The organism is Pseudomonas sp. Irchel s3b5 (assembly GCF_900187435.1).
In the GTDB taxonomy this organism is placed as follows: domain Bacteria; phylum Pseudomonadota; class Gammaproteobacteria; order Pseudomonadales; family Pseudomonadaceae; genus Aquipseudomonas.
Genome location: NZ_FYDY01000001.1, coordinates 442,431 through 455,839, shown reverse-complemented (window position 1 = coordinate 455,839; position 13,409 = coordinate 442,431). Strand labels below are relative to the sequence as shown.

Below are 13,409 nucleotides of genomic sequence, written 5' to 3'. Positions count from 1 at the left end.
AAGGGTCGAGTTTAACCCGATGCAACACCGTTAATTACAGGGACAGCGCCCATGTGAAGTATGCCGTACAGCATTCGTGACGCTTTCGAATGTGGGCTCAGGACCGAGCCGTACCTGACTGTCTTGCTGTGGCGGGCGAACTTCAAGCATGTTTCCCATGCTCGAGAGTCCGCTCTTTGTTAGGGGCGTGAGAGGAGTAGGTACAAATGCGCATTAGCATTTTTGGTCTTGGGTACGTGGGCGCTGTATGCGCTGGTTGTCTCTCTGCCCGCGGCCATGACGTGGTCGGGGCGGATATCTCTGCGGTGAAAATCGATCTGATCAATCAGGGTAAGTCGCCCATTGTCGAGCCGGGCCTAGAGCACTTGCTTGAATTGGGCGCGCGTTCGGGGCGCCTGCGAGGTGCTACCGATGTAGAGTCCGTCGTCATGGATACGGAAATCTCGTTTATCTGCGTTGGCACGCCAAGCAAGAAGAATGGCGACCTTGAACTCAATTATATCGAGTCGGTATGCCGGGAAATAGGAGAGACCTTGCGCAGCAAGAGCGCCTGGCACTCGGTGGTCGTGCGCAGTACGGTGCTACCCGGCACGGTGAAAAACGTGGTGATCCCGCTTCTGGAGAGCTGTTCGGGCAAGAGGGCGGGGATTGATTTCGGCGTTGCCGTCAACCCGGAGTTCCTCCGGGAAAGCACGGCAATAAAGGATTACGACCACCCGCCAATGACTGTTATCGGTGAACTTGACCAACGTACCGCGGACATGCTCGAAGCGCTCTACAAAGAGCTGGAAGCGCCCATCGTGCGCAAGAGCATCGAGGTGGCGGAAATGATCAAGTACACCTGCAACGTCTGGCACGCCATCAAGGTGAGCTTCGCCAACGAGATCGGCAATATCTCCAAGGCTGTCGGGGTGGATGGGCGTGAAGTGATGGACGTCGTCTGCCTGGACAATAAGCTGAACCTGTCGCGTTATTACATGCGCCCGGGGTTTGCCTTCGGGGGATCATGTTTGCCCAAGGATGTGCGTGCGCTAACCTACCGTGCCGGTCAACTGGACGTAGAACACCCGCTTCTGGCTGCGATCATGCGCAGCAATGCGGTGCAGGTGCAGACGGCGTTCAACCTCATTGCCGGTTATGGAAAACGCCGGATCGCCCTGCTTGGCCTGAGTTTCAAGGCTGGAACCGATGATCTGCGCGAAAGCCCGCTGGTGGAATTGGCCGAGATGTTGATCGGCAAGGGCTATGACCTGCAGATATTCGATCGCAACGTCGAGTACGCCCGTGTCCACGGTGCGAACAAAGAGTATATCCAGTCGAAGATCCCCCACGTTTCCTCACTCTTGCGCTCCGACCTGACTCAGATAGTGGAGGATGCGGACATCATCGTCCTGGGTAACGGCGACGAGATGTTCGATGCCGTGGCGCGACAGGTACCACCCGGCAAGAAAGTCGTCGATCTGGTGGGCTTCATGGACCATTCGAGCGACCACGAGTCGGAAGGTATCTGCTGGTAACGGGGACCACGACAACGCCATCCAGACGTTCGAGCGATAGCGCCGTCGGACGTTTTTGCAGATGAAAACAGAGAAGGGCAGTCCTCCGGTTTTCGGGATGCGATCCCAGCGGAGCTTTCATATCGATCGACAATGAAAGATTCGGAGGAAACAAAAATGATTCCAGTGATTTTGTCCGGCGGCAGCGGCTCGCGGCTCTGGCCCCTGTCGCGAAAGTTGTATCCCAAGCAGTTTCTGGCATTGACCAGTGAGCGCACGCTCTTTCAGCAGACCTTGCAGCGGTTGACTTTCGATGGCATGGAAAAGCCGATCATTGTCTGCAACCAGGAACATCGTTTCATCGTCAACGAGCAGCTCGCTGCCATCGGTTGCACAGCCCAGGCGATGTTGCTGGAGCCCTTCGGCCGCAACACTGCTCCGGCAGTCGCTCTGGTGGCCCTTAAACTGCTCGCCGAGGGGCGTGACGAACTGCTGCTGGTATTGCCAGCCGATCACGTGATCACGGATGGGGCGGCCTTGCATTCTGGACTTCAGCAGGCGCAGGCCGCCGCTGAAAAGGGTGGCATGGTGTTATTTGGCATACCCGCGACACGCCCGGAGACCGGTTTTGGTTACATAAAGGGGGCGTTCGCAGAGCCTTGCCCCGATCTGCCCGAAGGCGTTTTTCGGGTCGAACACTTCGTGGAGAAGCCGGATCTGCAAAAAGCCGGCGAGTATGTGCAGTCCGGTGAATATTTTTGGAACAGCGGCATGTTCCTGTTCCGCGCCAGCCGGTATCTCGAAGAGCTGCGCGTACATGAGCCGGATATTCATGAGACCTGCGTACTGGCCCTGGAGCGAAGCCGCAGTAGCGATGCGGCCATCAGCATTGATGCAGGGACCTTCGAGTGCTGTCCGGACAATTCGATTGACTATGCGGTGATGGAGCGTACCAAGAGTGCCTGCGTAGTGCCGCTGGCCGCTGGATGGAGCGACGTGGGTTGTTGGTCGAGTTTGTGGGACGTGCATGCGAAAGACGTAGACGGCAATGTGCTCAAGGGTGACGTGGTCAGCCACAACAGTCACAACTGTTTCGTCCATAGCAGCGGCAAGCTGGTGACGCTGCTGGGACTGGACGATGTGGTGGTGGTAGAAACCAAGGATGCGGTGATGATCGCGCACAAGAGTGCCGTGCAAAGTGTGAAAAAGCTGGTCGGTATCCTGGATGCCAATGGCCGTCAGGAAACTCAGAACCACAGCTCTGTGTATCGTCCATGGGGTGCCTATGACTCGGTTGACAGCGGCACCCGTCATCAGGTCAAGCACATTACCGTGAAGCCGGGCGCCCAACTTTCCCTGCAGATGCATCACCATCGAGCGGAGCACTGGGTCGTAGTGTCCGGTACCGCTCAGGTAACCTGCGGCGACAGGGTTTTCCTGCTCACCGAAAATGAGTCCACTTACATCCCGGTCGCTTCGGTGCATCGTTTGGCCAACCCCGGCAAAATCCCGCTGGAGATCATCGAAGTTCAATCGGGCAGTTATCTGGGCGAGGACGATATCGAACGATTGGAGGATGCCTACGGGAGGACACACGAATCTCGGGGCAAGCCTTCCGCTGCTCCAGGGGGCGTGGTGCTTGTCAAAGGCTAGATAACGAGGGTGCACAGGATGACCTGTGCACCTTGCCTTGGTCGTATCAGGCTGAATCCAAATTGAATCCAGCCTGATATACATTGCTGCACTGCCTACCTTTCGGCAGACCTGCGTCAGTTTCCGCTGCTTGATCTCAGACGCAGGAACTCGCCTCGATCCCCGGTTTCATTACCGCGCAGGCAGTTGCCGGGCAGACTGGCGGGGGGGCTGGTGCCGGCCTCGGCCCAGATCCATACCTCGACGATACAAGGGTTCATCACCGTGGCTTCCACCAGCAGACTCTGCACGGGCATCAGGTCGCCAGCCATCAACTGTTGATCAGTCTGTCCCATCTGGTAGTGGTTGTCCCCCAGCACCACTCGATCTATGCCCTCTGTGCGGATCATCGCCTTGCCGGCATTGGCCAGTCGGTTAGCCACCAGCACCAGGCGCGACGGCTGGCCTGTCGGATTGCGCATGCTGATGGCGTATTCCGGCGTGGTGCTGATGCGGTTGTCGATGACATAGACGGTGCCGATCGCTTCGCCGTCGATGCCGCTGCTGGCGGTGTTGGCGATGTAGTTCTGCGCGAGCAGTAGAGGGGTGTCCTTTTTATCGACAAGCTGGCGAAGAAAGATGCCGTTTTGCGTAGCGCCGATCATGTTTTGTCGCAGCACCAGTTCGCCCTGCTGGTCCAGCACCTCAATACCAGCTTTGCCAGCGCCGAGTATCACGTTGCGTTCCACCACGCCGCTGCTGGTGCCGCGCAGTCGAATGGCGCTCTGGTTTTTCACGGTGGCGATATGATTGCCAACCAGGCTGGCGCGACTGTCCAACAGGTCGAGGGCGTATTGTTGCAGGTCGTCGAAACGATTGTTTTCGATGCGCGCCTCGGCCTTCTGCAATTCGACACCGCTGGACAGCTCGCTGATCCGACTGCCGCTCATCAACAGGATTGCCGGCGCCAGGCCGAGAGCTTGCTCGGTGCTGCGCGCGAGCGTCAGGCCGCGGGCAAGGTGGGCGTTGTAGCCGAGGCGGCTGAGACTGGAGTCGATGATGCGGGTGCGGCTGCCGGCCCAGGCCATGACGAAGGGACGGAACGGCTGCTTGATTTCGGCAGGCTGGCCGTCGCTCCAGCTGGTCAGGGTGGCGTGCTTTAGGGTCAGATCGCCTTGGTTGATCAGTGCAGTGCCGGACTGGGTGCGAAGGTAGAGGGTGCTCTCCACGATGTTGAGTGCTGCACCGGGGGCGATCAGCAGTGGGTAGCTGAGCAAGTAGCCGTCGTTGTGCCGACTCATCACGCGCTCGTCGCCGAGTGCCTGGTGCAACTGCGCCAGACCGATGCCGCCGCCGCGTACCACCACCACCAGCGGGTGATTTGTCTGGTAGCTGGCGATGACGCGAAACAGACCGTTGTGCACGAAGGGTTCGAACGGCCAGCTGCCCTCTTGCGAGGAGAACAGGCTGCTCAGGCTCACCGAGGCGCGCCCGACGGGGCGCGACTCGCGCACCTGATTAGCGTCCACGCCCTGGTCGGCGGCCTGCAGCACGCGCTCGATTTCCTGCTGTTGCTCGGTGGCCGGTACGTCGCTGAGCTGGTGGCGCAGAAGACTCTGCGCCTGTGCCAGTGGTAGCAGTGTGCAGCACAGGAAGCAGAGCAGGGCATGGGCAGCGGATGGGGGGAGCGATCTGGGCATGGGCTTCACCTGGGCCTGGGTTATTCGACATTAGGGTAGAAAGGCTTGATGTGTCCGCCGATCTGCCGGTAGCCGTCCACATCGCCGTGTTCGGCGCCGTACAACTGGCGTGCCAAAACGTGCTGCGGGTTGTGGCTCAGGAAGGGGACCAGCCATGCCATCTTGTACGGCGGCACCTTCTGCTGCTTTTGCCCTTGCAACTCCGGAAGGCCATTGGGGGCGAGCACGATCCGGGCAGCGAAGTTGGCGAGCAGGTCGAGCTTGCGGCTGTCCTCGGCGGTGACGCTGGCGCCATTGAGCCGCAGGGTTTCGGCGACGAGGGTCAGCGGTACCAGAGCGTAGTGGGTGTAGTTGGCGGCGAGCGTCCCGCGCGCCAGTTCATTGGGCAGATAGGCATAGTCGCCACCGACCGACGGGGTGATCTGCTGCATGGCGCGGCGAAACACCTTGGCGCTCCAGTCGATGCGGCTCTGCTTGCCGAGCAGCATGCCGGTGGAGCCGATGGACCAGGCGGCCCAGTAGTCGTGGTTGTTGAAATAGCCGAAGGACGGGGCGAGGCGCGGATCGTACTCTTCGATGATGATGCCGGCCAGGCGGTCCAGCCACTGCTTCTGCCGCTCGCTGAGTTGCAGTTGGTTGCCGCTAAGGGCTTGCAATTTGAGAACGCTGGAGGCGATTGCCGCCAGTGCCCAGTTGCGCACCGCGATACCCGTCTTGTTCGCTTCGCGGTTTTCCAGGGCTCCGGCGGCGGCCCAGGCCTCCAGCCATTGGTCCATGCACGCCAGAGCCATAGCGGCGTGCGGCGGGTCTTGCGCCTTGGCGTAATAGTCGGCGAACAGGCTGAGCATCTTGCCATAGCTGGCCACGCTGTCGTGGATACGCTGGGACTCCTGGGATTGGCCCTTGCCCAGTGTGGACTTGGTCGGGTCGCTCTGGTCGTATTTGCTGTCCACCAGCAGGGCGCCAGTGAAGGGCTCTATCACCGGCTTGGGGCATACCAGCGAGTGATAGTCGGGCAGCACGGAGGGCGCCGTGACACTCGTCGGCAGGCTCCAGATCGACCGGGTGCCGCCTGCGGTTGCGTTGGAGGGTTGGGTCACTGGTAGCAGCGCTGCGAGCAGGAGCAGGGGGAGGCATCTCAGAGACATAGTTTCACATCCATCGAGATCGGCGTGTCCAGGGGCTGCACCGGTTCGAGGAACACCGACAGCAGGTTTGCGTTGCTGAACTCTGCGGCGGAGCTCAGTTCCAGGTAGAACTGACCACCGTCGACAATAGCCTCGCGACGGAACCAGGCTTTATCGCGGGCGCCGTTGTCGTAGTAGGTGATGATGTAGAAGTCCTTGACGCTCTTGTCCGACAGCTTGATGTCCAGGAAGCCGTACTTTCCGGTCATTGCCAGGCGCCGTGTGCCGCTATTACTCAACAGTTCGATGCGCTGGCCGGGCACCAGCGATGCACGCTCGAGCTTGTTACTGGTGAGCACTTGCGGCGATTTGGCGCAGCCGCCGTTGATCGCCGGGATCAGTTGGCGGTACATCAGCGGCGTCTCCAGGTGGAAGCTGGCCGGCAGCTCCCAGATGATCATCTTGGGTGGCGCATCCGGCTTGTAGCTGTCGGACTGCAGGTATTGCAGCAGCGAACCGTCCTGGCCGGCACCGGCCAGGGCGAAGTTGAGGATGTCGACGTTGAGGAATTCTTTCAGGTAGCCATCGAAGTTGTAGTTCTTCATTTCGTCGTCGCGCGCTGCCGAATTGCTGGTGCCGACCAGTATCACTTCGGGGGCGGCGGCTTGTTCGAACAGTGCGCTGGCATCGTCGGCCGCGGGGACGGTCTGGAAGCCGCGGACATACTGGAAGCCGTAGTTGTTGCCGCAGATCTTCTTCAGCGCCCGGCTCATGGTACCGTCCTTGGGCAGTATCATCCCGGCCTCGGTGCGGTAGCTCTTCTTGGCCAGTCCGGCGTAGAAGGGCTGTCGCTTGATTTCTGCGGCGACGATCTTTGCCGTGGCCTGGGCACCGGAGGGTGTCCAGTGGTGATCGCGGCGAAAGAAATACTCTTCCTTGGGCGGGTTGCGCACCAGCACCATGGCGTCCGGCACCAGGGCACCTGGAGCACGTAGTTGGCCGAGGAAGTTTTCCAGGTTGCGCGAGGCGGTGGGGTAGGAAAAGCCGAAGCTGCGCTCTGGCAGAATCTTGTCGCGGTGCATCAGCCCGCGGGTCGGCTGCACGGCGAACACAACCTTGATCTGCCTGGCGGCGAAGGTCGCCATCAGCCGGGCATATTCGGGCTGCATTTCCTTGGGGATGAAAAAGTCGTTGGAGAGGTCGACTTCCGAGCGGAACAGCCACTTGTCTTTGCCCGGAGTCACTTCCTTCATCGACTTCATGATTCCTTCGGCGTACTGCTGCGGATCGTGCAGCGCGGGGCAAATCAGACACTGCAGGTCGCAGTTCTCCTGCGCGCTCGCCGGCAGGCCAACGGCAATCCAGGCGAGCAGTAAGGTGCAGACTGTACGGAAGGTGTGCTTCATAGGTCACCGCAGGCTTCGGGTTGGCGGGCGGGCATGTCGCTTCACTGCAAAGAGTCGAACGAATTGGCCAGGCTCAGGGTCCGTACCTGACCGCCCTGAGCGATGGCCACGTAACTGTAGGACCCGCCTTTCTTGAGAAACTGCTCGTCGAACTTCGCTACATTCTGCTCGCCGCTATAGGCGGCGAAGCCAATCTTGATCTCGTTCACCAGGCGCGTACCCATCTGGTTCTGCGCGATGTTGTCGACAATGGCATGCTTGCCATCGAGGGTCTTGAGCGCCAATGGCTTCTCGGTAAGGTTGTAGAACGCCACCAAAGCTTTTGTCGGGTCCATGCTATAGGTGTCGACGATGGGCTTCAGCGCCTTGCCGTCGTAGATCACAGTGGTTGCCGAATCGGATTTCAGGCCAAGGTCCAGACTGGTCTTGTCCACCGTCAACTGTTGGCTGCCGGGGGTGATGTAGAGGTAGCCGCCCAGGTGGCCGCCGCTGACTTTCTGGGCCTTGCTCTTGCCCTTCAGATGAACGTCCACTGGGGCGCCGGCCAGGTTGAGCACGCGCACGAAGGCCGAACCGGGCGGCGGTGGGCTGGCATAGAGGCCACCGTTACCGTCGGCGGCATGGGCGGGGCTTGGGACGAGCAGCACCAAACTGAGCAGGCTACCAAGGAACGTGGTTTTCATCGTCGTCATCTCCATGTTTCGGGGGGGGGGCGAAAAGGCCGTGCCTAGAAAAACTGGTTCATGGTGGCCTGCCAACTATTGGAACTGGGCTTCTGCGCCAGCAGGGTGCGCACAGGGAACTCCCAGATAACGGTCTTGATGCTGTCGTTCCTCAGTTGCTTTCCAGCAAGGAAGTCGTCCATCGCCTGGAAGGGCCCGCGAGCCTCCACGGCGGTGGTAAGCAGGTCATTCTGTAGCGACTCCTTGAGGAAACCGGGGAAGTTCCAGTCGTCGATCTTGGTGTAGCTGGAGCCGACCAGCATGATCGACTCTGACTGGTCGTCGAACAGAAAGGCATCATCCAGCGACTGGTTGCGGCTTATGGTTTCGAACACCGGGATGTTGTCGCCAAGCAACGGCCAGGGGACCAGCCAGTCGCTGACCTGGATGAAGTTGAGGAGGTCGCCGTGATAGCCCTTTTGCGCCACATGCTGTGTGGCGTAGGGCGCCTTGCCGATCAGTTCGGGATGCTGGCGCGCCACTTCGTGCGCCGCCAGGTTGGCACCATAGGGCGACCAGTGGGTATCGGTTTTCAGGAACAGCTGCGTGCTGTCCTTGGCACTGAGGAACGCGCTACGAACCGGTGCAGTCTCGATTTTCTGCTCGGCGAGGCGCGCCACGAAGTCATCATAGATACCCGCGGTGCGCGCATCGAAGCGCCGCTGTGCGTACTCGGCATAGATGTCGAGCTTCATCGGCACCGGCATCAGGATCAGCCGTTTGTTGTGCTGGCGTAGCTGCTCCTCGATCTCGGCGATGTTCCGCACATGTTGGGCGACTGCGTGCGAATAGTCATTGGGGATCATGTACTCCTCGTTGGTGAACAGCCAACCGTTACGGCCAATTACCACGCCCTTGCTGCCTTCGCCGAAGACCAGGTATTGAAGGTCGGCCCAGGTGCGGATGGCGGTATCACGAAGGACGAACTCGCGGTCGTAGGTCATCTCCAGCTGTCGCAGCAGGCGGCCGTCAAGGAACAGCGCGAGGGCATCGGGCTGCGTCCTGAGGAAGCTCACCACCTTGGGAATGGAGTACACCAGCATCACTGCGAGCAGGATGCAGAAAGCGATGCCATTGACTTTGCTTGCGCTCTTCATGACGGGGAACATGGCGATCTCCTCAGAACTGGAAGTACAGGAAGGGGGAAAAGGAATTCGCGGCGAGCCGCGTGACCGAGATGCCGAAGCCGGCCCAGAGCATCAGTGCAGTCAACCCGCTGACGCTCTGCATGAAGTAGGGCTCCTGGTTGCGCAGGTAGAAGCGGTTGTTGATCATCCCGGCAACCACCAGCCAGACAACCGCCAGCAGCACGAAGGACATGCTCAGGCTGGAGGTGCCGAGGAAGTACATGTCCAGGCTGCCCAGACCGTTGAGGCCAAACAGGCCGGAGAAGATCTCCAGCGAGTGCCTCAGATTGCCGGTGATGAACAGAGGCATGCACAGCAGCAACAAGAGCAGCGCGCGCATGTTGTGCCAGAAGTTGTACGGTGTGTTGACCTTGGTGGCGATGCCCAGGCGGCGTTCCAGCACCATGATCACGGCGAAGTACAGGCCGAAGAAGATGAAGGCGAAGCTGGCGCCGTGCCAGAAACCGGAGAGCAGCATGGTGATGAACAGTGCGGTGTCACCGCCGACCTTGCGCGAGCGTACAAGCGGCAGGTAGACGTAGTCGCGTAGAAAGTCGGCCAGGGTCAGGTGCCAACGCCGCCAGAATTCGGTGAGGCTTTTGCACAGGAACGGCTGGTTGAAGTTTTCGGCGAAGCGAAAGCCCATCATCAGCGCCAGGCCGATGGCCATGTCGCTGTAGCCGGAGAAGTCAAAGTACAGTTGAACCAGCGAAACGAACACGCCAAACCAGGCGTCAATGAACTGCGGCGAACCCTCGGCCATGAACAGGGTGTTCATCGGCGCCAGCGAGTCAGCGATCAGTACCTTCTTGACGAAACCGAGCATGAAGCGGCAAACACCGAGGGAAAACAGCTCCAGCGAGTGGGTGCGTTCTCGCAACTGCGGGGCCAGCAGGCTGTAACGCAGGATCGGACCGGCAACCAGATGCGGAAACAAAGCGACGAAGGCAGCGAAGTCAACGAAGCGGTTGGTCGGTTCGGCATCCTTGCGATAGATATCGACGATGTAGCTCAGTGCGTGGAACACGTAGAAAGAGATACCCAGCGGCAGGATGATGGTTTCCAGCGTGAAGGTATTGATCCCCAGCGGCGCCAGGGCTGCAGCTATCACTTCGACGCCGAAGTTGGCGTACTTGAAGTAGCCCAGGGTGCACAGGTTGCCGATGATACCCAGCCACAGCAGGCGTTCGGCGCCGGACTTGTCGTCGGCATCCAGCCGCGCCTTGATGCGCAGGCCGAACCAATAATTCCAATAGGAGATGCCGACGAACAGCAGGAGGAAATCCGGTCGCCACCACGCGTAGAAGCTGTAGCTTGCGACGACTATCACGTAGTTGCGCCAGGAGTTTCTGGCCAGGTAATAGACCAGCAAAAACAGTGGCAGGAACAGGTACAGGAAGATGTTCGAGGTAAAGACCATGTTGGTGTTCCTCTCATGATGTTTAGTAGCGCAGCACCACGCCCAGACTGACCTGGAAGTCATCGTCCAGGCCCTTGACGGCATTCCCGCTCCAGAAATACCCCGCACTGGCCAGCAGGTTGAGATGCAGCTGTTGGCCGTGCAGGTTTATCGGGAGCATCTGCCAGTAGTAATTGGTGTCGAGGATCTGTCCGAGAGACTTGCTGCCGGTGGCGGTCAGGTCATCGGCGACGTTGATCGGGATGCCGCCGTCGGCATCGCGCAGATAAAGGTCGGAAAGTCGCACGTCGAAGCTGTTTCGCGGCTTGGGCTGGGTTTCCACTGCGACGCTGTAGAACGCCAGGTTGTGCAGGTCGACGCTGAGAAAAGAGCTGAGCAAGCCGTTGGTGTAGGTCTCCTTGTTGGTGACGCGGTCTGACTGGATGTTATTGAGGTAGAAACCTTCGTTCTCGTTCGACGGCTTGTCGGTCAGTCCTGCACGCAGGGAAAGCCGTGGCTTCCAGGGCGTTTCATCGAATCGTTTGCCGATGTTGCCGATCAGCGCCCAGCCATGGGTGTGTTCATTGCTGGTTGCGCCAGCGCTGTCGGTGAGGTCGAGACGACCCTTGAGCGCCGCCAGTTCGAGGCGGTAATCGCTGAACAGCGGCGAGACGCGCAAGTTGTCTCCGTAGGCGAACAGACCGAGGCGGCCTCCGCGAAAATCACTGCGATCGTCCGGGTCGTCCCCCGAGCTGTCCTGCTCGATCATCAGTCGTGTGCCGATCCAGTTTCTTTCACTCCAACGCAGGGCGTATTCGCCCATCCCGTAGGTGATGTCACGGTCGTTATCGCGCAGGCTGTTGTTGTCGGTGTTGTAGTTATGGAACTTGCGCGCCACGGCTACGAAGCCGGTGGCGAAGGTGTCGACGAAGTCCAGTCGCAGGGCTTCGATGCTATCGTCCCACCAGATGCCGTAGTGGTCGGCGAACTTCTGCCGGCCGACGCTCAGCGAATAGCGCGGGTCACCGCCCAGCAGGTTGCGCTTGAGGTAGAACTCGCGCATTTCGGAACTGAAATACTCGGGCTGTTGCTCGTTCGGCTCCTGGAGGGGCGAGGTGGTCTGCGCCGAGGCGTAGTTCAGCCAGGCGCGTGCGAAACCCTGCCATGTGGGGAACTGGCGATCCGGCGAGTACCAGGTGAGCGAGGGCTCGTAGCGCAGACTGTAGAAGCCCTTGCGATCCTCGCCGAGGGTCGAGTTATCCGGTCCGTAGCCACCCTGTACGGTGAGTTTCTGCTGCACGACGAGGTTTTCCGTGCCCGCTGCGGGAGGTATTTGGGTGGCGTCCCGAGTGGATTCGCCAGTCGCAGCGCCTGAGTTGTCCGCCTCGTCGGCGGCGTGTACCGAACTCAGACTGCCAGTCAGCAGTGACAGAAACAGGATGCTGGAGAGTCCATTCGTCATAGCTGTACCTTGACCTGTTTCATGATGTTCACCCGCGCCTGCAAGGCCGCGCTGATGTCTGCCGGACTGATCTCTGCTTGCAGTTCATTCAGGTACTTGATCGCGCCGAGCTCGCCGTAGTCCACGGCGATTTTTGCGTAGGCATAGGCGCGAATCTTGTCGTTGCATATGCCGCGCCCGCGTCCGTAGATGGTGGCGATGCGATAGAAGGCTGAGGCCGAGCCTTGATCGGCGAGGCGTTCGTAGGTCTCGATGGCCTTGAGCTGGTCGACCTCATCGAGCCCGCCCATGCTGTAGAGTTCGCCGAGGTTCAGGTTGGCGTTCTGGTACCCCTCGGCGAGCAGGCCGCGGATGATGTCGTAGGCTTTGTGGGGATCGAGGATGCGCCAGTTACGCACCATGTAGGCGGAGGCGCGCAGAGCGCGGCCCTGCTGCGACTGACTGGCCTCGATGCGGTCAATCAGGGCCAGGGTGTCCTCATAGCCGTAGCTGTCGGCGAAGGACATCATGTAGCTGGCCTTGGTGACCAATGCCGACTCCGAACCGCGGGCTATGGCGTTGTCGAGCCAGAGCAGCACCGAGGGATCGTTCTCGCCGGAGAGGCTGCTCAGGTGGTTGCCGATGGACTGCACCACGTCCACAGGCAGGTTCGGGATTCGGGTTTCGAGAGTCTTGGCATAGGCCCTGAACACTTCCTCCTGGCGTTCGCCGAGGAAGCGATAGTAACGGTCCACCGCGCGGGCATCGTCGAGCATGGCACGGCGATAGTAGCTTTCGGCCTGCGCGTACTGCCCGCGCAGTTCCGCCAGCGCGGCACGGTAGCTCAAGCTGAAACAGTTCTCCACGCAAGCCTGGTCGTAGAGGTTGATCAGCCGCGTCACTTCCTCGCCCTGGAACTCCTGCGGGTAGGCCAGGAAGACCTCCAGGGTCGAAGACAGCGTGTTGAAGTCTCGCTCGTGCGAATAGAGGCCGATGGCATGCTTGAAGAACGCCTGGTTCTGGTTGCGGTACCGCGGGTTGCGTTCGCTCAATCGGGCCAGCCCCGTCAGCGCGTTGAGCTGCCCGAGGCCATCGTCGAATGAACGCTTATACAGTTCGACGGCCTCTTGCACGCGGCCTGCGTCCGGTGAAGCAGCGAGACGGTCTGCCAGCAGCATTTGCGATGCCGAGTCGCCACGGGTCGCCAGTTCACGAAGATCGGCCTCGACGTCGGCCTGGCTGTCCTTGAACAGACGGTAGCGGATCTCCGGCAGACTCGCGGCGTCCACCGGCAGCCCCGGCAATAGCGCCAGGGCCAAGTAGATCAGGGAGGCAGAGGCGTTCTTCAAGCGCATGACC

10 protein-coding genes are annotated in these 13,409 nt (G+C 60.1%); 2 read left to right on the top strand and 8 right to left on the bottom strand.

Annotated features, from left to right (window positions below; genetic code table 11):
• The first annotated feature begins 206 nt into the window (after positions 1–206).
• Positions 207–1,517 (top strand): nucleotide sugar dehydrogenase, encoded by a 1,311-nt coding sequence (locus CKW15_RS02005; RefSeq protein ID WP_095151434.1) that lies wholly within the window; start codon positions 207–209, stop codon positions 1,515–1,517.
• Between the two features lie 156 nt (positions 1,518–1,673).
• The gene (locus tag CKW15_RS02000) at positions 1,674–3,149 is read left to right on the top strand and encodes a mannose-1-phosphate guanylyltransferase/mannose-6-phosphate isomerase (RefSeq protein ID WP_095056825.1); all 1,476 of its coding nucleotides are present in this window, start codon (positions 1,674–1,676) and stop codon (positions 3,147–3,149) included.
• A gap of 116 nt (positions 3,150–3,265) precedes the next feature.
• Here the strand turns inward: CKW15_RS02000 and CKW15_RS01995 are convergent, their stop codons facing one another.
• Genes CKW15_RS01995 through CKW15_RS01960 form a run of 8 tightly spaced genes read right to left on the bottom strand, consistent with a single transcriptional unit; the run spans position 3,266 to position 13,405 of the window.
• Positions 3,266–4,828: a right-handed parallel beta-helix repeat-containing protein gene (locus CKW15_RS01995; RefSeq protein ID WP_095151433.1), complete on the bottom strand. Its 1,563-nt coding sequence runs from the start codon at positions 4,826–4,828 to the stop codon at positions 3,266–3,268.
• Positions 4,829–4,848: 20 nt separating this feature from the next.
• Positions 4,849–5,976 (bottom strand): alginate lyase family protein, encoded by a 1,128-nt coding sequence (locus CKW15_RS01990; protein WP_095056823.1) that lies wholly within the window; start codon positions 5,974–5,976, stop codon positions 4,849–4,851.
• Positions 5,967–7,361 carry an alginate biosynthesis protein AlgX gene (locus CKW15_RS01985; RefSeq protein ID WP_095151432.1) on the bottom strand — a complete coding sequence of 465 codons (1,395 nt, stop codon included), beginning with the start codon at positions 7,359–7,361 and terminating at the stop codon, positions 5,967–5,969. Before CKW15_RS01985 ends, CKW15_RS01990 begins: the two co-directional genes overlap by 10 nt.
• A gap of 41 nt (positions 7,362–7,402) precedes the next feature.
• Positions 7,403–8,044, bottom strand: coding sequence for an alginate O-acetyltransferase AlgF (locus tag CKW15_RS01980; protein ID WP_095056821.1), 642 nt, complete (start codon positions 8,042–8,044; stop codon positions 7,403–7,405).
• 44 nt (positions 8,045–8,088) lie between these two features.
• Complete coding sequence (locus CKW15_RS01975) at positions 8,089–9,192, bottom strand: alginate O-acetyltransferase (RefSeq protein WP_095056820.1); 1,104 nt, start codon at positions 9,190–9,192, stop codon at positions 8,089–8,091.
• Between the two features lie 10 nt (positions 9,193–9,202).
• Positions 9,203–10,693, bottom strand: coding sequence for an MBOAT family O-acyltransferase (locus CKW15_RS01970; RefSeq protein ID WP_095151431.1), 1,491 nt, complete (start codon positions 10,691–10,693; stop codon positions 9,203–9,205).
• Positions 10,653–12,071, bottom strand: coding sequence for an alginate export family protein (locus CKW15_RS01965; RefSeq protein ID WP_095151430.1), 1,419 nt, complete (start codon positions 12,069–12,071; stop codon positions 10,653–10,655). Before CKW15_RS01965 ends, CKW15_RS01970 begins: the two co-directional genes overlap by 41 nt.
• A complete protein-coding gene (locus CKW15_RS01960; RefSeq protein WP_095151429.1) occupies positions 12,068–13,405 on the bottom strand; it encodes a tetratricopeptide repeat protein in 1,338 nt (445 codons plus the stop codon). Before CKW15_RS01960 ends, CKW15_RS01965 begins: the two co-directional genes overlap by 4 nt.
• Between the last annotated feature and the right edge of the window lie 4 nt (positions 13,406–13,409).

Bases quoted from the DNA above. Each gene is read 5' to 3' on its own strand.
- CKW15_RS01985 (WP_095151432.1), bottom strand. From the start codon at position 7,361: ATGAAGCACACCTTCCGTACAGTCTGCACCTTACTGCTCGCCTGGATT.
- CKW15_RS01995 (WP_095151433.1), bottom strand. From the start codon at position 4,828: ATGCCCAGATCGCTCCCCCCATCCGCTGCCCATGCCCTGCTCTGCTTC.
- CKW15_RS01965 (WP_095151430.1), bottom strand. From the start codon at position 12,071: ATGACGAATGGACTCTCCAGCATCCTGTTTCTGTCACTGCTGACTGGC.
- CKW15_RS02000 (WP_095056825.1), top strand. From the start codon at position 1,674: ATGATTCCAGTGATTTTGTCCGGCGGCAGCGGCTCGCGGCTCTGGCCC.
- CKW15_RS01990 (WP_095056823.1), bottom strand. From the start codon at position 5,976: ATGTCTCTGAGATGCCTCCCCCTGCTCCTGCTCGCAGCGCTGCTACCA.
- CKW15_RS01975 (WP_095056820.1), bottom strand. From the start codon at position 9,192: ATGTTCCCCGTCATGAAGAGCGCAAGCAAAGTCAATGGCATCGCTTTC.
- CKW15_RS01970 (WP_095151431.1), bottom strand. From the start codon at position 10,693: ATGACTTCCAGGTCAGTCTGGGCGTGGTGCTGCGCTACTAAACATCAT.
- CKW15_RS01980 (WP_095056821.1), bottom strand. From the start codon at position 8,044: ATGAAAACCACGTTCCTTGGTAGCCTGCTCAGTTTGGTGCTGCTCGTC.
- CKW15_RS02005 (WP_095151434.1), top strand. From the start codon at position 207: ATGCGCATTAGCATTTTTGGTCTTGGGTACGTGGGCGCTGTATGCGCT.
- CKW15_RS01960 (WP_095151429.1), bottom strand. From the start codon at position 13,405: ATGCGCTTGAAGAACGCCTCTGCCTCCCTGATCTACTTGGCCCTGGCG.